General features: G+C 68.8%; 20 protein-coding genes. 11 read left to right on the forward strand and 9 right to left on the reverse strand.

Annotated elements, in window-relative coordinates; all coding sequences use genetic code 11:
- Position 1: 1 nt before the first annotated feature.
- Together ACQPWU_RS04625 and ACQPWU_RS04630 are read right to left on the reverse strand one after the other, a co-directional pair.
- The gene (locus tag ACQPWU_RS04625) at positions 2 to 853 is read right to left on the reverse strand and encodes a class I SAM-dependent methyltransferase (protein ID WP_433437124.1); all 852 of its coding nucleotides are present in this window, start codon (positions 851 to 853) and stop codon (positions 2 to 4) included.
- Positions 846 to 1,589 (reverse strand): SDR family NAD(P)-dependent oxidoreductase, encoded by a 744-nt coding sequence (locus tag ACQPWU_RS04630; RefSeq protein ID WP_433437125.1) that lies wholly within the window; start codon positions 1,587 to 1,589, stop codon positions 846 to 848. The genes ACQPWU_RS04625 and ACQPWU_RS04630 overlap by 8 nt, the downstream gene beginning before the upstream one ends.
- 222 nt (positions 1,590 to 1,811) lie before the next feature.
- On the opposite strand from ACQPWU_RS04630, the gene mshA reads away from it, so the two are divergent.
- Genes mshA through ACQPWU_RS04645 form a run of 3 tightly spaced genes read left to right on the forward strand, consistent with a single transcriptional unit; the run spans position 1,812 to position 4,403 of the window.
- A complete protein-coding gene (gene mshA / locus ACQPWU_RS04635; protein WP_433437126.1) occupies positions 1,812 to 3,089 on the forward strand; it encodes a D-inositol-3-phosphate glycosyltransferase in 1,278 nt (425 codons plus the stop codon).
- 39 nt (positions 3,090 to 3,128) lie between these two features.
- Positions 3,129 to 3,608: a YbjN domain-containing protein gene (locus tag ACQPWU_RS04640; RefSeq protein ID WP_433437128.1), complete on the forward strand. Its 480-nt coding sequence runs from the start codon at positions 3,129 to 3,131 to the stop codon at positions 3,606 to 3,608.
- A 51-nt stretch (positions 3,609 to 3,659) separates the two neighbouring features.
- The gene (locus ACQPWU_RS04645) at positions 3,660 to 4,403 is read left to right on the forward strand and encodes a phosphoglyceromutase (protein ID WP_433437129.1); all 744 of its coding nucleotides are present in this window, start codon (positions 3,660 to 3,662) and stop codon (positions 4,401 to 4,403) included.
- 337 nt (positions 4,404 to 4,740) lie between these two features.
- On the opposite strand, the gene ACQPWU_RS04650 is transcribed toward ACQPWU_RS04645, so the two are convergent.
- From ACQPWU_RS04650 to phoU, 4 genes are all read right to left on the reverse strand, one after another.
- Positions 4,741 to 5,565, reverse strand: a complete 825-nt coding sequence (locus tag ACQPWU_RS04650) for a class I SAM-dependent methyltransferase (protein WP_433437130.1) — start codon at positions 5,563 to 5,565, stop codon at positions 4,741 to 4,743.
- 42 nt (positions 5,566 to 5,607) lie between these two features.
- Positions 5,608 to 6,321 (reverse strand): TetR/AcrR family transcriptional regulator, encoded by a 714-nt coding sequence (locus ACQPWU_RS04655; RefSeq protein WP_433437131.1) that lies wholly within the window; start codon positions 6,319 to 6,321, stop codon positions 5,608 to 5,610.
- Between the two features lie 230 nt (positions 6,322 to 6,551).
- Positions 6,552 to 6,827: a hypothetical protein gene (locus tag ACQPWU_RS04660; RefSeq protein WP_433437133.1), complete on the reverse strand. Its 276-nt coding sequence runs from the start codon at positions 6,825 to 6,827 to the stop codon at positions 6,552 to 6,554.
- A gap of 265 nt (positions 6,828 to 7,092) precedes the next feature.
- Positions 7,093 to 7,737, reverse strand: coding sequence for a phosphate signaling complex protein PhoU (phoU, locus tag ACQPWU_RS04665; RefSeq protein WP_433437135.1), 645 nt, complete (start codon positions 7,735 to 7,737; stop codon positions 7,093 to 7,095).
- Positions 7,738 to 7,869: 132 nt separating this feature from the next.
- Here phoU and ACQPWU_RS04670 point away from each other — a divergent pair, with 132 nt between their 5' ends.
- On the forward strand, positions 7,870 to 9,042 hold the full coding sequence (locus tag ACQPWU_RS04670; RefSeq protein ID WP_433445152.1) for a sensor histidine kinase: 1,173 nt from the start codon (positions 7,870 to 7,872) through the stop codon (positions 9,040 to 9,042).
- Positions 9,039 to 9,731, forward strand: coding sequence for a response regulator transcription factor (locus tag ACQPWU_RS04675; protein WP_360699285.1), 693 nt, complete (start codon positions 9,039 to 9,041; stop codon positions 9,729 to 9,731). The genes ACQPWU_RS04670 and ACQPWU_RS04675 overlap by 4 nt, the downstream gene beginning before the upstream one ends.
- A gap of 52 nt (positions 9,732 to 9,783) precedes the next feature.
- On the opposite strand, the gene ACQPWU_RS04680 is transcribed toward ACQPWU_RS04675, so the two are convergent.
- Positions 9,784 to 10,365: a copper chaperone PCu(A)C gene (locus ACQPWU_RS04680; RefSeq protein ID WP_433437137.1), complete on the reverse strand. Its 582-nt coding sequence runs from the start codon at positions 10,363 to 10,365 to the stop codon at positions 9,784 to 9,786.
- Positions 10,366 to 10,640: 275 nt separating this feature from the next.
- On the opposite strand from ACQPWU_RS04680, the gene ACQPWU_RS04685 reads away from it, so the two are divergent.
- The 4 genes from ACQPWU_RS04685 to ACQPWU_RS04700 all read left to right on the forward strand — a co-directional run bounded on the left by ACQPWU_RS04685 (position 10,641) and on the right by ACQPWU_RS04700 (position 12,445).
- Positions 10,641 to 11,123, forward strand: a complete 483-nt coding sequence (locus ACQPWU_RS04685) for a CarD family transcriptional regulator (RefSeq protein WP_043624891.1) — start codon at positions 10,641 to 10,643, stop codon at positions 11,121 to 11,123.
- Positions 11,124 to 11,140: 17 nt separating this feature from the next.
- Positions 11,141 to 11,611, forward strand: coding sequence for a 2-C-methyl-D-erythritol 2,4-cyclodiphosphate synthase (ispF, locus tag ACQPWU_RS04690; RefSeq protein WP_433437138.1), 471 nt, complete (start codon positions 11,141 to 11,143; stop codon positions 11,609 to 11,611).
- A 180-nt stretch (positions 11,612 to 11,791) separates the two neighbouring features.
- Complete coding sequence (locus tag ACQPWU_RS04695; protein ID WP_360699280.1) at positions 11,792 to 12,079, forward strand: GlsB/YeaQ/YmgE family stress response membrane protein; 288 nt, start codon at positions 11,792 to 11,794, stop codon at positions 12,077 to 12,079.
- A 96-nt stretch (positions 12,080 to 12,175) separates the two neighbouring features.
- Positions 12,176 to 12,445 (forward strand): GlsB/YeaQ/YmgE family stress response membrane protein, encoded by a 270-nt coding sequence (locus tag ACQPWU_RS04700; RefSeq protein WP_433437139.1) that lies wholly within the window; start codon positions 12,176 to 12,178, stop codon positions 12,443 to 12,445.
- A 49-nt stretch (positions 12,446 to 12,494) separates the two neighbouring features.
- Here the strand turns inward: ACQPWU_RS04700 and ACQPWU_RS04705 are convergent, their stop codons facing one another.
- Positions 12,495 to 13,391, reverse strand: coding sequence for a DUF2637 domain-containing protein (locus tag ACQPWU_RS04705; RefSeq protein WP_433437141.1), 897 nt, complete (start codon positions 13,389 to 13,391; stop codon positions 12,495 to 12,497).
- 53 nt (positions 13,392 to 13,444) lie between these two features.
- Here ACQPWU_RS04705 and ACQPWU_RS04710 point away from each other — a divergent pair, with 53 nt between their 5' ends.
- Together ACQPWU_RS04710 and cysS are read left to right on the forward strand one after the other, a co-directional pair.
- Positions 13,445 to 13,831: a PPOX class F420-dependent oxidoreductase gene (locus ACQPWU_RS04710; RefSeq protein WP_433437142.1), complete on the forward strand. Its 387-nt coding sequence runs from the start codon at positions 13,445 to 13,447 to the stop codon at positions 13,829 to 13,831.
- 64 nt (positions 13,832 to 13,895) lie between these two features.
- Positions 13,896 to 15,287 (forward strand): cysteine--tRNA ligase, encoded by a 1,392-nt coding sequence (gene cysS, locus ACQPWU_RS04715; protein WP_433437144.1) that lies wholly within the window; start codon positions 13,896 to 13,898, stop codon positions 15,285 to 15,287.
- 134 nt (positions 15,288 to 15,421) lie between these two features.
- Here the strand turns inward: cysS and ACQPWU_RS04720 are convergent, their stop codons facing one another.
- Complete coding sequence (locus ACQPWU_RS04720) at positions 15,422 to 17,665, reverse strand: sulfatase-like hydrolase/transferase (RefSeq protein ID WP_433437146.1); 2,244 nt, start codon at positions 17,663 to 17,665, stop codon at positions 15,422 to 15,424.
- Positions 17,666 to 17,676: the final 11 nt, after the last annotated feature.

Here is a 17,676-nt window from a genome sequence, read left to right on the forward strand (position 1 = left end):
TTCAGCGAGGATCGACGGCCGACCAGGGGAGGGTCAGCTCGCCGAGCCGCCACCTCGCCGGTCCGCCCAGCGGCGGGCGCATGGGCACCGGCCACGACGTGGACAGCACCCGCACGGAGGCCAGCCACCGCTGCCGCAGCCCATGAGCCCCATACGGCGCGCTCATCGCCCATGCATGGTCGAAGTCGCTCAGGAACGCATGAATCCGCTCACCCGGCACGTTCCGGTGAATGAGGGTCTTCGGCAGGCGGTCGGCCAGGTCCGAAGGCCGCTCGAAGGCATCGAAACGGGCCGAGAACGTGATCGTCCGGGGCCCTTCCGGAGACAGCCCCGCCCAGATCGCCCGCCGCCCGTTCTCGGACGACGTCCCCTCGATCAGGACGCCGCCGGGAGCCAGCCCACCCCTGAGCACGTCCCAGTAATGCCACGCCTCGGCCTCGCCGTACTGCCTGAGGACGTTGAAGGCCCGCACCAGCGTCGGCGGGCGCGAGACGGGCAGTTCGAAGCCGCCCAGCCGGAAGCTCAACCCGTCCCTCTCGTACGGCTTCGCCACCGCCACCCTGGCCGGATCGATCTCGATCCCGACCACCTCGACCTCTGGCGCCACCCTGCGCAGCCGGGTGAACAGCTCCAGCGTCGTGGTGTGCGACGCCCCGTACCCGAGATCCACCACGAGCGGCCTTTCGACGGCCCGCAGCAGCGGGCCGTGCACGGCGACGACCCACCGGTCGGAGCGCCTCAGCCGGTTGTGCCCGGTCGTGCCCCGGGTGATCGTGCCGACCGGTGACCCGTGACCTGTCCAGCGGCGCCGCCCACCTGGCAGGGCGCCGCCGGCTCCGGCCGGTCTATCCACTGACGCGGTGCACCTTGTGCTGGGCGGCCTGGGCCCTCGGGCGGATGATCATACGGTCGATGTTCACGTGGGCGGGACGGGTCACGCACCAGGCGATCGCGTCGGCCACGTCATCCGAGCTCAGCGGGTCGGGCACGCCCGCATAGACCCGCGCCGCGGCCGCCTCGTCCCCGCGGAACCGGGTGACGGCGAACCCCTCGCTCTTCACCATGCCCGGCGCGATCTCCACGACCCGCACCGGCTCCCCGACCAACTCCAGGCGGAGCGTCTCGACCATGGACGTCTGGGCGTGCTTGGCCGCGCAGTAGCCGCCCCCGCCCTCGTACGACACCAGGCCCGCCGTCGAGGTCACCATCACCAGCACGCCGTCGCCCGACTCGATGAGCTTGGGAACGAGCGCCTTGGTCATGCGCAGGGAGCCGAGCACGTTCACGTCGTACATGCGCTGCCAGTCGTCCAGATGGGCCTCCGCCACCGATTCGAGGCCGAGGGCGCCACCGGCGTTGTTGACCAGCACGTCGCAGCGCTCGAGCGAGTCCACCAGGGCGTCGACCGACTCCTGGGAGGTCACGTCCAGCACCACAGGTCTGATCGAGGACACGTCCGCGGCCAGCTTGTCCAGCCGCTCGCGCCGCCGCGCTCCCGCCACCACCTCGAAACCCTCGGCGGCGAGCCTTCGCGCGGTCGCCTCTCCGATCCCGCTGCTCGCCCCGGTCACCACAGCCGTTCTCCGCATGCCCTTCATCCTGCCAGCCTCCCGGCACCGCACCACTCCCCGGCTCCATGTCCCCCCGCGTTCGGCACCGAGGCGCGGGAAGTCGCGCCCTGGCGCCTCCTCAAAAGGGCCCCTGCCGGGCGTAGAGGCCGGTTCACGGCGCACCAAACACCCGGTTATGACCCAATGTCGGGAATGTCGCAAAAATGTTGATGGTTATAGCCAGGTTGGAGGTGGTGTCCAGTGAGGCGACGACGGGTGAGCCGGGTCGCGACCATCAGCATGCACACGTCGCCCCTGGACCAGCCCGGAACGGGCGACGCCGGAGGCATGAACGTGTACATCGTCGAGTCCGCCAAAAGGCTCGCTCAGCTCGGCGTGGAGGTGGAGATCTTCACCCGGGCCACCGCCCGCGACCTCCCGCCCGTGGCCGAGCTCGCCCCGGGCGTCCTCGTACGGCACCTCACCGCGGGCCCGTACGAGGAGATGAACAGGAGCGACCTCCCGGGCCAGCTCTGCGCGTTCCTGTCCGGGGTGCTGCGCACCGAGGCCATGTACGACCCGGGCCGCTACGACCTCATCCACTCCCACTACTGGCTGTCCGGCCAGGTCGGCTGGCTGGCCAAGGAGCGCTGGGGCGTGCCGCTCGTGCACACCATGCACACCATGGCCAAGGTCAAGAACCTCCTCCTCGCCGAGGGCGACAAGCCGGAGCCCCAGGCCCGTGTGGTCGGCGAGCAGCAGGTCGTGGACATCGCCGACCGCCTCGTGGCCAACACCGTCGACGAGGCGCGTGAGCTCATCGACCTGTACGGCGCCGACGAGGGGCGCGTTGCCGTCGTGAACCCCGGCGTCAACCTCACCGTCTTCCAACCCGCCTCACAGGGCGCCGCCCGCCGCCGGCTCGGCCTGCCGCAGGACGCGCACGTGCTCCTCTTCGTCGGCAGGATCCAGCCGCTCAAAGCCCCGGACGTGCTGCTCCGCGCCGCCTCCAGGATGCTCATCGACGACCCGTCGCTCCGCGACCGCCTGGTCGTGGCCTGCGTCGGCGGTCCGTCGGGCAACGGCCTGGCCAGACCGTCCCTCCTCACCGAACTGGCCACCGAACTCGGCATCTCGGACGTCGTCCGCCTCGTGCCCCCGGCCCCGCAGGAGGAACTGGCCGACTGGTACCGGGCGGCCTCCGTGACGGTCGTGCCCTCGTACAGCGAGTCGTTCGGCCTCGTCGCGCTGGAGTCCCAGGCCTGCGGCACCCCCGTCGCGGCCGCCGCCGTGGGCGGGCTGCGCACCGCCGTACGGGACGGGGTGTCCGGCCTGCTCGTGAACGGCCACGACCCGGCGGAATGGGCGCTGGCGCTGCGCCGTTTCGTCACCTCGCCCGGGTGGCGCGACTCGCTCTCGGTGGGCGCCCGCACGCATGCGGCCGCGTTCGGCTGGCAGGCGACCGCGTCCCGGTTGACAGAGGTGTACGCGGCCGCCGTCGCGCACTTGCACAAGACGCCCGTCGCCCTGAACTTCTAGCTCCGTACTTTTGTTCTGGCGGCCTTCTATCCTGTCGGCATGCGCGATGTCGTCGAAGCCGCGCTCAAGGCCGCGGACGTCTCCTACGACGAGCCGCGACCGGGGGCGTTCCTGGTCAAACTGCCCGGCCAACACAAGCTCGCCACCATGACGTGGTTGATCGTGGGGGAGCAGGCACTGCACGTCGAGGCGTTCTTCTGCCGCCAGCCCGACGAGAACCACACCGAGTTCTACCGCTGGCTGCTCGGCAAGAACGGCTCGATGTACGGAGTCCACTTCTCGCTCGACCCCGTCGGGGACGTGTACCTGGTGGGACGGGTGCCGCTGGCCGCCGTCTCGCAGGACGAGGTGGACCGGTTGCTGGGGTGCGTGCTGACGTACTCGGACGACTGGTTCGACCGGGCGCTGGAGCTGGGGTTCGCGTCGTCGATCAGGCGGGAGTGGGAGTGGCGGGCCAAACGAGGGGAGTCCCTCGCCAACCTGCAGGCGTTCGCCCGCTTCGCCGATCCGGAGCGTTGACGGTTTGATCCACAGAACGCCGCGGACTCCGGGAACCATAGGATTGGCCGCATGGCGACTTTGGTGCTGCTAAGGCACGGCGAGAGTGACTGGAACGCGAAGGGCCTGTTCACCGGCTGGGTGGACGTGAGCCTCTCGGCCAAGGGCGAGGACGAGGCCCGCCGCGGCGGCAAGCTCATCCACGAGTCCGGACTGCGCCCGGACGTCGTCCACACCAGCTTGCTGACCAGGGCCATCCAGACGGCCCAGCTGGCGTTGGGGGAGGCTGATCTGCTCTGGCTCCCGGTCAAGCGGAGCTGGCGCCTCAACGAGCGCCACTACGGCGCCCTTCAGGGCAAGAACAAGGCGCAGACGCGCGAGGAGTTCGGCGACGAGCAGTTCATGCTGTGGCGCCGCTCGTACGACGTGCCGCCGCCCCCGATCGCGGACGACGACGAATACTCCCAGGCCGGCGACCCCCGCTATGCCCTCCTCCCCTCGGAGCTGATGCCCCGCACGGAGTGCCTGAAGGACGTGGTCGACCGCATGCTCCCGTACTGGTACGACCAGATCGTCCCAGACCTGGCAGCGGGCCGCACGGTCCTGGTGGCGGCTCACGGCAACTCCCTGAGGGCCCTGGTCAAGCACCTGGACGGCGTCAGCGACGAGGAGATCGCGGGGCTGAACATCCCGACGGGCATCCCCCTGCTGTACGAGCTGGACGCGGACTTCCAGCCCCGGAAGGCCGGCGGCGAATACCTGGACCCGGAGGCCGCCAAGACCGCCATAGAGGCAGTCGCCAACCAGGGCCGCTGACCCGAAGCACGGCCTCCCACTCATCGGCGCTTCGCGCCCGGGGTTCCAGACAGCGCCTCCCAGGAGGGGCAAGCCCCCTTCGACTCCCAAAGGCGCGGTCTTCGCGCAAGGGGCTCAGGCTGTGTCGTGTGGGAGCGCGGGGGGACTATCGTCCCTCGCGCTCCCCGACTTTGACCACAAGGCGACGAGATAACATCTCGATTTCGAGCAATAGCGTCTGGAATCGAACATGCGCGATCGGACAGGCCGAAGGCCGAAGATCGCGTGCGCCTGGAGGGGAACTCCGCCCAGCCCCGACGCCTGACGTCGTCCCGGCTGCCGGTCTCCGCGCCGGCCGTCAGCTACCGAATTCGTAGCGCAGGTACAGACCTGCGTCACGGATGACGGGGACGGACTGGACCAGCTTGACGAAAATCTTGTAGGCGATGGGCAGGCCGGGAGCGCGGCCCTGCAGGACGAGACCGCTGACCACGTCGGTGCAGTGCAACTGCGGGACGGCGCGCTCCAGGTCGTCGGGGCCGTTGATTGCCCAGTGCATGGTGGCCCCGAAGTGACGGTGCACCAGCTTGTTCTGCCGGCGCAGGGCATAGGAGTTGTGGGTGTCGAGAATGACGGCTCCGTGGGCGAAGTGGTCGGTGAGGCGGCGGAACAGCGACTGTCCCTCCTCCGGCTGGAGGTACATGGTCAGCCCTTGCGCCACGATCAGCGTGGGCAGATCGGGCCGGATCTGCTCCAGCCAGTCCGGCTCGGTCACGGACGAGCCGATCAGGTGGTAGTTGTCACGGCTCGGGAAGATCTTGCGGCGGACCTCGGCCACTTCGGGGTAGTCGACGTCGTACCAGGTCACGCCCGCCCCCGGAGCGACCCGCCAGACGCGCGAGTCCAGGCCGGCGCCCAGGTTCACCACGGTGGCCCGTTCGTGCTGGGCCAGGAACCGGGAGGTCCAGCCGTCGAAGTGCTTGGCACGAGTGGTGACGGCGAGCGCCGTGAGCTTCGGTGAGAGCTTCAGCCGCGCGAAGTCGTAGTCGACCTTCTCCAAAGCCTGCGCGGCGACGGTGTCGCCGAGGATGCTCGGGGTGGCGTGCGCGTCGTGAGCCAACCCGTACAGCATGATCAGCGACGTGCCCATCGCCTCGTCCAGTCGTACCTTGACGCCTGCCATGTGCAAACCCCTTGCGCTCGTGGGTCAGGTCCCTGGGAAGGGTCAGACTTCCTCGACTTCGAACGATGTCGCCTGCGGCAGATAGCCGGCCAGGTCGGCCAGCCACTGCCGGTAGAGATCGGCCAGCTCGCCCGCTGCGGCCCGCAGCGTGGCCTCCGACGGCTCGGTGGCGGGCTCGAAGGCCCGGCGCAGTGTGGTCACCAGGGCGTCGGCCTTGGCCTCCAGCTCCAGCTCCGCGCCCGGGATGTCATCGGTGCCCGGTGGACCTGCTTCAAGCAGGTAAGAGCCGAGTACCGCGGCGGAAAGCCGGTAGAACAGGGTCGGGTCGGTCGCGGGATCCTCGGCCAGCAGACCGTGCTCGTACAGGATCGCCAGATAGCGCGCCGTCGTATCGACCTTGCCCAGGACGTAGTGCGATCCGGCTTCGCTCCGCGTCAGCACCTCGCCGAGCATGACGTGGTCGCCGGTGGCCAGCGCCTTGACCACCGGGCTGCGCATGGTCAGCAGGAACGACCGGCGGATCGAGCGATGCAGCCGGACCTCGGCCGGATCGGCACGCACCGCGGCGAACTGCGCGGCGACCAGCCGGGCCGTGCTCCGGGCGAGCACGGCCGCGAACAGATCCCGTTTGCTCGTCCAGTAGAGGTACACGGTTCCCTTGCCCACGCCGGCCCGGCCCGCGACCTCGTCGATGGTGACCTTGCGATAGCCGTACGCGAGGAGCAACTCCTCCGCGGCGTCGAGGATGCGAGACACCTTTACTTGCGACACGAGCAACACCAGGCCTGACCGACTGACTAGATCCGTTTCCTAGTCAGGATAGCCCGCAACGCCGGGAAAGGGACAGATCATTTGGTCGCGCGCAAGCTGTTCCTCGGGAGCCGTCCACGCTGCTGGCGCTGGCCGGTGCGCGCATCCTGGTGTACCCGCTCGACAATGATCTGCCTGTGGGCGTCCCTGGAACGTTGGGGAGCCCGCAGGAGAGCTCAATTGCTGCTCGGCGGCCAGCTTTCCCAGGAGCGACCTGATCCGATCTCCTCGCTGTACTGCTTCGCCTTGGCCACGCAGTCAGGGCAGACAGGCTCGTCAACGGACCTGGCCACGGCCTCCGGCTTGGCCGGTCGAAGAGTGCCCAGGACCGTGATCCCTGGCGGCATATGGGTCTCGGGATCGATCAAGAAAGTCGTGACTTCTGCAGGGTCGAAGCTGAATGTGCGCTTGCACGCATAGCATCGGCCGGTCGTCTCACGATGTTCGCTCATGTGTCCCCATCCCTCCCTGCCAGCACGGTACCGGGCGCCATCAGGGGGCGGGAGGGCGGACTCGGCCTCGTCCATGCAGTAGACCGGCATGGGACGGATGCTCCCGCAGGTCAAGGCATCATGCCTGCGGTCGTGGGGACTGACCCACCATCGATACGAGAGGGCCCAGAAAAAGGGGGAGCGCGAGGGGACGGTGGCCCCTCGCCCGGAAGTGTGGGGGGCGTGCCCCCCACGACAGCGTCTCGCCTGCGAGGACGACGCTTTTCTAGCCGGGACGGGACCCCGTGACCAAGTAGACGACGTCCGCCGCCACCCGCACCGCGTGATCCGCGTACCGCTCGTAATACCGCCCGATCAACGTGATGTCGATCGCCGGCTCCACCCCGTGCTCCCAGTCCTTGGACAGGATGTTCCTGAACAGCCTCCGGTGCAGCCGGTCCATCGCGTCGTCGTCCGCCTCGAGCTCCAGCGCCGACTCCACGTCCCGCGAAGCGACGCAGCTCCCGGCCTTGGTGACGAGGTTCTCGGCGATCTGCCCCATCTCCAGGATCGTCGAGCGCACCTCGGCGGGGATCGCCGAGTCCGGGTGGCGGAGCCGGGCGACCTTGGCGACGTGGACGGCGAGGTCGCCCATGCGCTCCAGGTCGGTGCCCATGCGCAGCGCTGTGATGACCATCCGCAGGTCCACCGCGACTGGCTGCTGCCTGGCCATCAGCTCGAAGATCGAGCTCTCGATGTCGGCGAACACCGCGTTCACTTCCTCGTCGCGGGAAATGACGCTCTCGGCGAGCTGCAGGTCCGAGTCGAGCAGGGCCGTCGTGGCCCGTGAAATGGCCGAGCGGACGAGGCTGGTCATCTCGACCAGCTTGTCGGTCAGTGAATCGAGTTCTTCATGGTACGCGTCGCGCATGCCGTCACCGTACGTGCCCGTCGATGAACGAACCTCTACCGCCAGATGAACTTTCCAGGAAAGGGCGTTCATCCCCTGATCGGGGGGTCCGCAGCTGGAAAAAGGCCACCTACCATCGGAGATATGAGTGAGATGGCCATGAGCTTCGCGGCCCTGGCCGGGTTCGTGGTGGGCGCGCTGGCGGTCCTGTTCTATCGAAATCAGATTGAGGCTCCCCGCCGTACCCCTGGACCCGACCCGGTCGAGACCGGCGCGGCGCTGCCGCAGGGCGTGGCGTCCGTGCTGGCCGTGCTGCCCTCGTCCGCTGTGGTGCTCGACGCGCACGACAAGGTGCTGCGCGCGAGCTCGGCCGCACGGGCGTTCGGGTTGGTCAAGGGAGACCGGCTGATGGCAGCCGAGCTGCTGGCGCTGGCCAGGCAGGTACGCAGGGACGGCGAGATCCGCGAGAGCGAGATCGACGTCGCCGGTCACAAGTTCGGTCAGGAGACCACCAACTTCGCGGTGCGCGTCGCCCCGCTCGGCTCCCACGGCCTGGTGCTGGTGCTCGCCGAGGACCAGACCGAGCGGCGCAGGGTCGAGGCCGTACGCCGTGACTTCGTCGCGAACGTCAGCCACGAGCTGAAGACCCCGGTGGGCGCGATGAGCCTGCTGGCCGAGACCATCCAGGACGCCGCCGACGACCCTGAGGCGGTCGGCCGCTTCGCCGGGCGCATGCAGCTCGAGGCCGCCCGCCTCAACTACCTCATCCAGGACCTGATCACCCTCAGCAGGATCCAGGGCGCCGAGCCCATCCCCACCCCCGGCCAGGTCTCGATCGACGAGGCCATCCACGACGCCATCGACCACTGCAACACCAAGGCCGCTGCCAAGGACATCGCGCTCGTCTCCGGAGGCACCGAGAACCTGCGCATCTGGGGCGACGACGAGCTGCTTGTCACCGCCCTGCGCAACCTGATCGACAACGCCGTCGCGTACAGCCCCGATCACACGAGGGTTGTGGTCAGTGTGCGGCCCGCCGGCGACTCGGTGGAGATCAGCGTCAGCGACCAGGGCATCGGCATCCCCGAGGAGGCGCTCGAGCGCATCTTCGAGCGCTTCTTCCGCGTCGACGCGGCCCGGTCGCGCGCGACCGGGGGCACGGGCCTCGGCCTGGCCATCGTCAAACACGTCGCCGCCGCGCACGCCGGCGAGGTGTCAGTCTGGAGCAAGGAAGGCTCCGGCTCCACCTTCACCCTCCGCCTGCCCGCCTTCGGCGGCACGGCGGTGGCAGTACCACCCTCGATTCCCCTGGAGACAGCCAAATGACGCGCGTACTCGTCGTGGAGGACGAGGAGTCCTTCTCCGACGCCCTGTCCTACATGCTCCGTAAAGAGGGCTTCGAGGTGTCGGTCGCGGCGACCGGGCCCGAGGCGCTCGACACCTTCGACCGCAACGGCGCCGATCTGGTGCTGCTCGACCTGATGCTGCCGGGGCTGCCCGGCACGGAGGTGTGCCGTTCCCTCAGGCAGCGCTCCAAGGTCCCGGTGATCATGCTGACGGCCAAGGACAGTGAGATCGACAAGGTCGTGGGCCTCGAGCTGGGCGCCGACGACTACGTCACCAAACCGTTCTCCTCGCGTGAGCTGGTGGCCCGCATCCGCGCGGTGCTGCGCCGCCAGGGCGACGTGATGGAGGAGCTGGAGACCGCGGTGCTGGCGGTCGGCCCGGTGCGCATGGACGTCGACCGGCACGTCGTCGCGGTGCGCGGGGAGCATGTGCAGCTGCCGCTGAAGGAGTTCGAGCTCTTGGAGGTGCTGTTGCGCAACGCAGGGCGTGTTCTGACCCGCGGCCAGCTCATCGACCGCGTCTGGGGCGCCGACTACGTGGGCGACACCAAGACCCTCGACGTCCACGTCAAGCGCCTGCGGGCCAAGATCGAGGCCGACCCGTCCAACCCGCGCTGCATCCTCACCGTGCGCGGCCTGGGCTACAAGTTCGACGCCACCGAAGAATGAGAAAACCCTTGTTCCGGTACGGATCGCGTACCGGAACAAGGGTTTTCGCGTGTCAGTGGGCTTCTTCGGAAGCGGTGGCCGACGGCGTCGGGGTGGGCGTGGCGGCCGGAGTGGCGTTCGGGGCCGGGGGGTAGTCCTTGAACTCGCGGCTGCGCGTGACCACAGGGACGTTCAGGGACACGATCCCGGCGTTGGCGAACTGGAGGTCCAGCTTGACGCTCTCGCCGCCCCTGAGGCTCTTGGGGATCGCCTCGAGCATGATCTGAGGGGCGGGCTTGCCGGTGTTCACGAGCTGGTTGCTCGGGAGCTGGATCGGAGCGGTGACCTTGACCGTACCCATGCCGCCCGCGTTGACCGCCTCGAGGGTGTCGGGGGCGCCGGCGGTGTTGAGGATGTTCAGGTAGATCGGGGCCGAGCCGCGCCAGGCGAGCTGCGCACCGGAATCGGGGCCGAGGATGAACGCCTGAGGGATCTGGATGCCGCGCGTGCCGTAAGCACCGTTCTCGATCAGTACCCCTGCCTCATTGGGCGCGTACGGCTTGTTGGTGTTGGCGTCGAATCCAGCCCCGCAGCCCGCGAGCACGGGGGCTGCCAAGAACGCGGCGGCTACGACAATCCAGCGACGGCTGGTCACGGGCGGGTTCTCCTTGGTCTTGCGGAGGGCTCGCGCATGCGCTAGGCGGAGGTGGCGCGCATGCGTGATGTGCAGCGCCCACCATATCCACCCCAATCCATGGTCATATCCACACCCCTGCAGGTCATTAGCTATGTCCGCAAATGCGATTCATAGAGTTGAGCGCTTGTCAAGCCCCAATATGAGGCCTTGACCTGCAGTTATGATGATTTCACTGTTCCGGGAGGCTGTGGATGCGTGGTACCCTGGAGTACAGCGGAAGGGGTACTTGTCACATGACTTTCCAGGTCGGCGACACTGTCGTCTACCCCCACCATGGGGCTGCTCGGATCGAAGCAATCACGAAGCGATCCATCAAGGGTGAGGAAAAGACCTACCTGGTGCTCAAGGTCGACAAGGGCGACCTTACCGTCCAGGTGCCAGCCGAAAACGCAGAACTCGTCGGTGTGCGCGATGTTGTCGGCCAGGAAGGCCTTGAACGGGTTTTCGATGTCCTGCGCATGCCGCACACGGAAGAGCCCACCAACTGGTCTCGTCGTTACAAGGCCAATCTGGAGAAGCTCGCCTCCGGCGATGTGAACAAGGTCGCCGAGGTGGTTCGGGACCTTTGGCGGAGAGACCGCGAGCGCGGGCTGTCCGCCGGTGAGAAGCGCATGCTTGCCAAGGCGCGCCAGATCCTGGTCAGCGAGCTGGCCCTGGCGGAGAAGACCAACGAGGACAAGGCTGAGGCCCTGCTCGACGAGGTTCTCAACTCCTGAACACGAATCTTCCCCGGGTGGGCGTCGGAGTCGACGTCCACCCGTTCGCTTCGGGAGCCTCGGGGCGCGAGCTCAACCTCGCCGGCCTGCACTGGCCGGGCGAAACCGGGCTCGAGGGCCACTCTGACGGCGACGCGGCCGCGCACGCGGCGTGTGATGCGCTGTTGTCCGCCGCCGGTCTGGGCGACCTCGGGCAGCTGTTCGGGACCGCCGATCCACGCTGGGCGGGCGCCTCTGGCGTCGCGCTGCTGGAGGAGACCGCGCGCCAGGTCCGGGCCGCGGGCTACGAGATCGGCAATGTGGCCATCCAGGTGATCGGCAACCGGCCCAGGCTGGCGCCGCGCCGTACGGAGGCCGAAAAGGTGCTCAGCACCGCCGTCGGTGCGCCTGTGAGCGTGTCGGCCACCACCACTGATGGGCTCGGGCTGACCGGGCGCGGAGAGGGCATCGCGGCCTTCGCGACGGCTCTGGTAGTCAACCTTCTCTGAACGCCGGGCGTCTTACGTACGGATGCGTGAGGGTGTCCCGGCGGGTCGCCAACCCGCTGAATCAGGAGGCGGCGGTTCGTCACTGGCGCGGTACGGACCGCCGCCTCCCCTTGGTTTCTTGCCTGTTCAGAGGGTAGATGTCCTCCGCAAGACATGTGAACGTCTCGGGGGGAGTCACACATGATCGGCGCGATCGTTTCTGCAATAGTCATCGGCGCGATCGTCGGTGCCCTGGCCCGGCTGATCGTGCCTGGCAGGCAGAACATGTCCATCGGCCTGACGCTCATCGTCGGCATCGTGGCCGCCCTGATCGGCACGCTCATCGCGCAGGCGGCCGGAGTGGCCGACACGAGAGGGATCGACTGGATCGAGCACATACTTCAGCTCGTGCTGGCGGTCATCGGTGTGCTCCTCGTGACGCGCATGCGCCCGGGACGGACGGGACGTACCGGTGGAACGCCCACCTGACCTGCACTTTTGTAAAGTCCGCGCATAAACGCGGTAGATCGGGTAGCGACATCCCCGTGAGAGTGAACCGTTCACCCTCACGGGGAGGTTTCGATCATGACAATCGAGTCCATCCTTGGCGCCATCGTGATTGGCGCCGTGATTGGCGCAATCGGTCGCCTGCTGCTTCCGGGCAGGCAGGCCATCGGGTGGATCCTCACCATCGTCGTCGGCATCGTGGCCGCCCTGCTGGGCACCGCGCTCGCGCAGGTGCTCGGTGTGGAGACGACGCCTGGGATCGACTGGATCGAGCTGGTGATGCAGGTGGTGCTGGCGATCGTCGGTGTCGGCCTGGTCGCCGGGCTCAAGCGCGGCTCCAGGGTCTAGGCGGGATAGATGCGCCCGCCCGGGATCATGGGGTCCCGGGCGGGCTTTTCTAGTCCTCTGGGTCTTCTGGGGGCCGTGGAGTGCTACGCAGGCGCCCCGAGGGGGCCGGGGTGCCGTCGTCGTGGACCACAGGGTGGGGGGCGGTGTCCTCTGACTCGTCGTCCCGCTCTTCCGCGTCGGCCAGCTCGGGGCCGTGCCCGGGGTCGGGCAGGTCGTCCGTTACGACGGGGTGCGGCTGGGTGTCGGCGTCTTTGTCGTCGGTGCGCGGGTGGACCAGGACGTCGGCCGGCTTGACCCGATCGCCCCAGCGGATGGGGCGGCGTGGCTGCGGCACTTCCTCGTGCTGCACGGGCCATTCGGTCACCTGCGCGGACACCGGTGCCTCGGGGTCTTCCTGGACCTCCTGGACCTCTTCCTGGATCTCCTGAGCTTCCTGGAGCTGTGGAGGTGGCGGCGTCTCGGCCGGGCGGTCCGGGTGGAAGGGAACGATGTCCCGCTCCACCGCGGTGTGCTCCGCCTCCGCCCGATGCGACTGCACGTGCTTGATCAGCAGCAGCCAGAGCCACAGCGCCACGGCCAGCATGACCCAGGGCGCCAGCGCCACCCCGACGGCCGCCTGCCGTGCGTCGAACCCGAACCGCAGCGCCGTCGCCACGTTCGCCGCCGCGGCCGCCACGATGAGCACGACCAGCACGAACGCCGCCTGCACGCGCACCACCAGCCGGGCCGAGCGCAGCAGGAGCACGTCGATCAGCGCTATCACCAGGAGGGCGTCGAAGGCCGCCGGATAGAGGAAGGCGAGGTCCTGCCTGGCCTCGCCGGTGATGGCCAGCGCGCGCAGGTCGTCGAATGAGAGTGCGCACGCGGCCCCGGTCAGGGCGGCGACCGCGAGCCCGGCCAGGGCGATGCCCAGGCGGCGGAGCATTGAGGGGGGAGTCACGTCCATGGCGGTTTCGAGCCTACAGAAGAATGGGGGCCAGGACCGATCAAGGGAGATACATGGCCGAGCTGTCGGAAGATGTTCGCAAACTTCTGGACGCGCCGAATTATGCGACGGTGACCAGTGTCAACCCCGACGGCGGGCCGCAGTCGACCGTCGTGTGGGTGCGTACGGACGGCGACGACGTGCTGTTCTCGACCGTGAAGGGGCGCAGGAAGCCGCGGAATTTCGAGCGGGACGCGCGGGCCAGTCTGCTGGTCATCGACCCGGACGATCCGTACAGGTATGTGGAGGTGCGCGGGCGCGTGACCATGACGCCCGACCCTGAAGGCGCGCTCATTCAGGAGCTCTCGCAGAAGTATCGAGGGATGCCTTGGGAGGACAAACCGGACACGGAGCGGCTAATCGTACGGATCTCTCCGGACAGGGTCACGTTGCGGGGCTGATTTATCGGTGTGACGGCGGGATTTATCGGCGTGACCAAGGCGCGGAGGCGTTAGCCTTGCCTTCGTGAGCCTGCACATCCACGACACCAGTTCGCGCGCCATCCGTGAATTCGTTCCGGTCGAAGCCGGCCGGGCGTCGATTTACCTGTGTGGGGCGACCGTGCAGGCTCCGCCGCACATCGGGCATATCCGCTCAGGTGTGAACTTCGACGTTCTCCGGCGCTGGCTGGCGCGTTCAGGCTACGACGTGACGTTCTGCCGCAATGTCACCGACATCGACGACAAGATCATCAGGGTGGCGGCCGAGGAGGGCGTGCCCTGGTTCGTCGTGGCCGAGCGCAACCAGCGGGCCTTCACCTGGGCGTACGACACGCTGGGTTGCCTCCCGCCGACCGTCGAGCCGCGAGCCACGGGTCACGTGCCCGAGATGATCACGCTGATGGAGCGGCTGATCGCGCGCGGCCACGCGTACGCGTCGGGCGGTGACGTCTACTTCGACGTCCAGTCGTACGCCGACCGCTACGGCGCGCTCTCCAACCAGAAGCTGGAGAACATGCGGGCCGCGGCCGACACCGACGACGAGTCCTGCAAGCGCGACCCCCGTGACTTCGCCCTGTGGAAGGGGGAGAAGCCGGGCGAGCCGACCTGGCCCACCCCCTGGGGGCCCGGCCGCCCCGGCTGGCACCTGGAGTGCTCGGCCATGGCGACGAAATACCTCGGCCCGACCTTCGACATCCACGGCGGCGGGATCGACCTGATCTTCCCGCACCACGAGAACGAGATCGCCCAGTCGCAGGCGGCGGGCGACGGCTTCGCCCGCTACTGGATGCACAACGGCCTGGTCAAGATCGGCGCGGAGAAGATGAGCAAGTCGCTCGGAAACTCGCTGCTGATCCCCGAGATGGTGCAGAAGGTCCGGCCGGTGGAGCTGCGCTACTACCTGGCGGTGCCGCACTACCGCTCCCCGATCGAATACTCGGAAGAGGCCCTGATGGAGGCCGCGGCGGCCTACCAGCGCATCGAGGGCTTCGTGACGCGTGCCGCCGAGGTCATCCACGACGTCGACGCGGACGCGCCGCTGCCGCAGGCGTTCGTGGACGCCCTCAACGACGACCTGGGCACGCCGCAGGCTCTCGCGGTCGTGCACGAGGTGGTGCGCGAGGGCAACGTGGCGCTGTCGCGGGGCGACAAGGAGGCCGTGGCCCGGCTGCTCGCAGAGACCCAGAACATGCTGGACGTGCTCGGCCTCGACCCGCGCTCTCCGCAGTGGCGTGGAGCCGGGTCGGACCTCTCCCCGGTGGTGGACGCGCTGGTGGCGGTGGCGCTGGAGCAGCGGAAGGCGGCCAGGGAGCGCAAGGACTACGCCGCGGCCGACGCGATCAGAAACCAGCTGACGGCGGCGGGGATCACGGTGGAGGACACGCCTCACGGCGCCCGCTGGGAGCTCACCCGCTGACACGAGGCCGGCTTCGCCTCCCGCGGCGCTCGCCGGCTTCCACGAGATCCCGTTCAACGCTGTCCGATTGCACCGGAAGCGGCCCGGCTGCTGAGGCGGGGAAGGCCTTCGAGTGAGGCCTTCCCCGCGTGTGGTCAGTCGGCGTGGAGGGCGGCTCGGAGGTCAGCGAGAGGGTCGGGCTGGGCGGGGCCGGGGGTCTGGACGCGGACGGAGAGAAGGCGGCCGTTCCAGGGCGCCGGGGTGCGGTAGCGGCCGGACACGGGCAGGCCGGTGTTGTGGCCCAGGCGCAGGCCGGCGCCGCCGTGCTGGAGGGCGACGGGGAGGAGGCCGTCGAAGGCCAGGGTGCCCACCACGGCGTCGCCGTGGAGGAGGTGGAAGGCGAAGCCGTCCGGCCCCGCGGTGTGGGCGACGCCCAGAGCCTGGCTGCCGGGCGGAACGGGGCGGTCCGCGGTGACCTCCAGGAGCTCACCGGCGCGGGAGAAGGTGAAGGCCAGATGGCCTCCGGTGACATACAGGGCGAAGCCGCCGTGCCAGTCGCCCAGGGCGAACAGGACGCCGTCAGGGGCGTCGGCGGCCTCCACCTCGGCGGTGAAGCGGAAGCCGCCGAAGAGCACGGGGAGGGACTCGTCGAAGATGGGGGAGGCGCCGGGGCGGTACGTACGGTCGTCACCCGCCGGCCAGACCGGGCCGATGAGGGTGCCGATGCGGTCCACGAGATTGTCGAAGAGCGGCAGGACGTGGTTGCGTTCGGCCTCCCGGTCCCACAGCCGCCGGAGCTCGGCGACGACCTCCGGATGCTCGGCGGCCACGTCGGTGGCCTCTGAGAAGTCCGTGGAGAGGTCGAACAGCGCCCAGTGGTCGTCTTCGAAGGCCCGGCTCCCGGTGAGGAGCTTCTCCTCGTCGAGGACGCCCGTGGAGACGTGGTCAGTGGTCGCCTTCCAGCGTCCGTGGATGAGGGAGCGGGAGCCCAGCATCTCGAAGTACTGGGTGTCGCGCGGCGCGGGCGCCTCGGGGTCGTCGAAGGTGGCGCGGAAGCTGGCCCCGTCGATCTCCTGCTGCTCGATCCCGTCGACGATGTCCGGCGCCTCGATGCCGATCGCGTCCAAGAGGGTCGGGAACAGGTCGTTGACGTGCACGACCGGGCCCCGGACCGCGCCACGCTCGCGGATCCCGGCCGGCCAGTGGACGATGAGCGGCGTACGGGTGCCGCCGAGCCAGGTGTAGCGCTTCCACAGGCGGAACGGGGTGTTGCCCGCCCACGCCCAGCCCCACGAGTAGTGGTTGTAGGTGCGGGGGCCGCCCCAGTCGTCATAGTGGGCGAGGTTGTCCTGCAGGGACTCGGGCAAGCCCGAGGAGAAGCGGTGCTCGTTGACGCTGCCGTCCACGCCGCCCTCGGCGCTGGCCCCGTTGTCGGAGAACAGCACGACGATCGTGTTGTCGAGTTGCCCCGTCTCCTCCAGGTGGTCGAGCAGGCGCCCGATCTGGGCGTCGGTGTGGGTGAGGAAGCCCGCGAAGACCTCCTGCTGGCGGGCGTACATGCGGCGTTCGTCGTCGCCGAGGCCGTCCCAGGCGGGCACCCAGGCCGGACGCGGAGTGAGGGTGGTGCCGGGTGGGACGACGCCTGCTTCGAGCTGGCGCTGGAAGATCTCCTCCCGCCAGGCGTCCCATCCCCGGTCGAACCGGCCGCGGTAGGGCTCGACCCATTCGGGCGTCACATGGTGCGGGGAGTGCATGGCGCCGAGGCCGAAGTAGAGAAAGAAAGGTTTGCCCGGGGTGGCGTAGCGCTGGTCGTCCAGGTAGCGGATGGCGCGGCCGGTCAGGTCCTCAGTGAGGTGGTAGCCCTCCTCGGGGGTGGCAGGCGGGTCGACGTAGTGGTTGTCCTCCACGAGGTTGGGGGCGTAGTGGTTGGCGTCGCCCTGGAGGAAGCCGTAGTAGCGCTCGAAGCCGGTACCCAGAGGCCAGTGGCTGAACGGGCCGCCCGCCGAGCGTTCGAAGCGCGGCGTGAGGTGCCATTTGCCCACGGCGAGAGTGGAGTAGCCGTTGTCGCGCAGGATCCGCGGCAGGGTCGCGGCAGAGCGGGGGATGCGGGCGGTGTACCCATGGTGGTCCAGCGGGATGTCGGCGAGGAAGCCCATGCCGACTGCGTGGTGGTTGCGTCCGGTGAGGAACGAGGCCCTGGACGGCGAGCACAGGGCCGTCACGTGGAACCGGTTGTAGCGCAGTCCTCCGGCGGCCAGCCGGTCCATGTGCGGGGTGGCGATGTCGGAGCCGAAGCAGCCGAGCTGGGCGAAGCCGGTGTCGTCCAGGACGATGGCGACGATGTTCGGGGCGCCGTCCGGCGGACGGCCGGCGCTGCGGAAGATCGGTTCGGAGGTCATGGTGGTGCTCC

Source organism: Nonomuraea sp. CA-141351 (assembly GCF_050944675.1).
Lineage (GTDB): Bacteria > Actinomycetota > Actinomycetes > Streptosporangiales > Streptosporangiaceae > Nonomuraea.

Coding starts and splice junctions, on each gene's coding strand:
- ACQPWU_RS04630 (WP_433437125.1), bottom strand. CDS start 1,589: ATGCGGAGAACGGCTGTGGTGACCGGGGCGAGCAGCGGGATCGGAGAG.
- ACQPWU_RS04640 (WP_433437128.1), top strand. CDS start 3,129: ATGCGCGATGTCGTCGAAGCCGCGCTCAAGGCCGCGGACGTCTCCTAC.
- ACQPWU_RS04645 (WP_433437129.1), top strand. CDS start 3,660: ATGGCGACTTTGGTGCTGCTAAGGCACGGCGAGAGTGACTGGAACGCG.
- ACQPWU_RS04650 (WP_433437130.1), bottom strand. CDS start 5,565: ATGGCAGGCGTCAAGGTACGACTGGACGAGGCGATGGGCACGTCGCTG.
- ACQPWU_RS04660 (WP_433437133.1), bottom strand. CDS start 6,827: ATGAGCGAACATCGTGAGACGACCGGCCGATGCTATGCGTGCAAGCGC.
- phoU (WP_433437135.1), bottom strand. CDS start 7,737: ATGCGCGACGCGTACCATGAAGAACTCGATTCACTGACCGACAAGCTG.
- ACQPWU_RS04670 (WP_433445152.1), top strand. CDS start 7,870: ATGGCCATGAGCTTCGCGGCCCTGGCCGGGTTCGTGGTGGGCGCGCTG.
- ACQPWU_RS04675 (WP_360699285.1), top strand. CDS start 9,039: ATGACGCGCGTACTCGTCGTGGAGGACGAGGAGTCCTTCTCCGACGCC.
- ACQPWU_RS04685 (WP_043624891.1), top strand. CDS start 10,641: ATGACTTTCCAGGTCGGCGACACTGTCGTCTACCCCCACCATGGGGCT.
- ACQPWU_RS04695 (WP_360699280.1), top strand. CDS start 11,792: ATGATCGGCGCGATCGTTTCTGCAATAGTCATCGGCGCGATCGTCGGT.
- ACQPWU_RS04700 (WP_433437139.1), top strand. CDS start 12,176: ATGACAATCGAGTCCATCCTTGGCGCCATCGTGATTGGCGCCGTGATT.
- ACQPWU_RS04705 (WP_433437141.1), bottom strand. CDS start 13,391: ATGGACGTGACTCCCCCCTCAATGCTCCGCCGCCTGGGCATCGCCCTG.
- ACQPWU_RS04710 (WP_433437142.1), top strand. CDS start 13,445: ATGGCCGAGCTGTCGGAAGATGTTCGCAAACTTCTGGACGCGCCGAAT.
- ACQPWU_RS04720 (WP_433437146.1), bottom strand. CDS start 17,665: ATGACCTCCGAACCGATCTTCCGCAGCGCCGGCCGTCCGCCGGACGGC.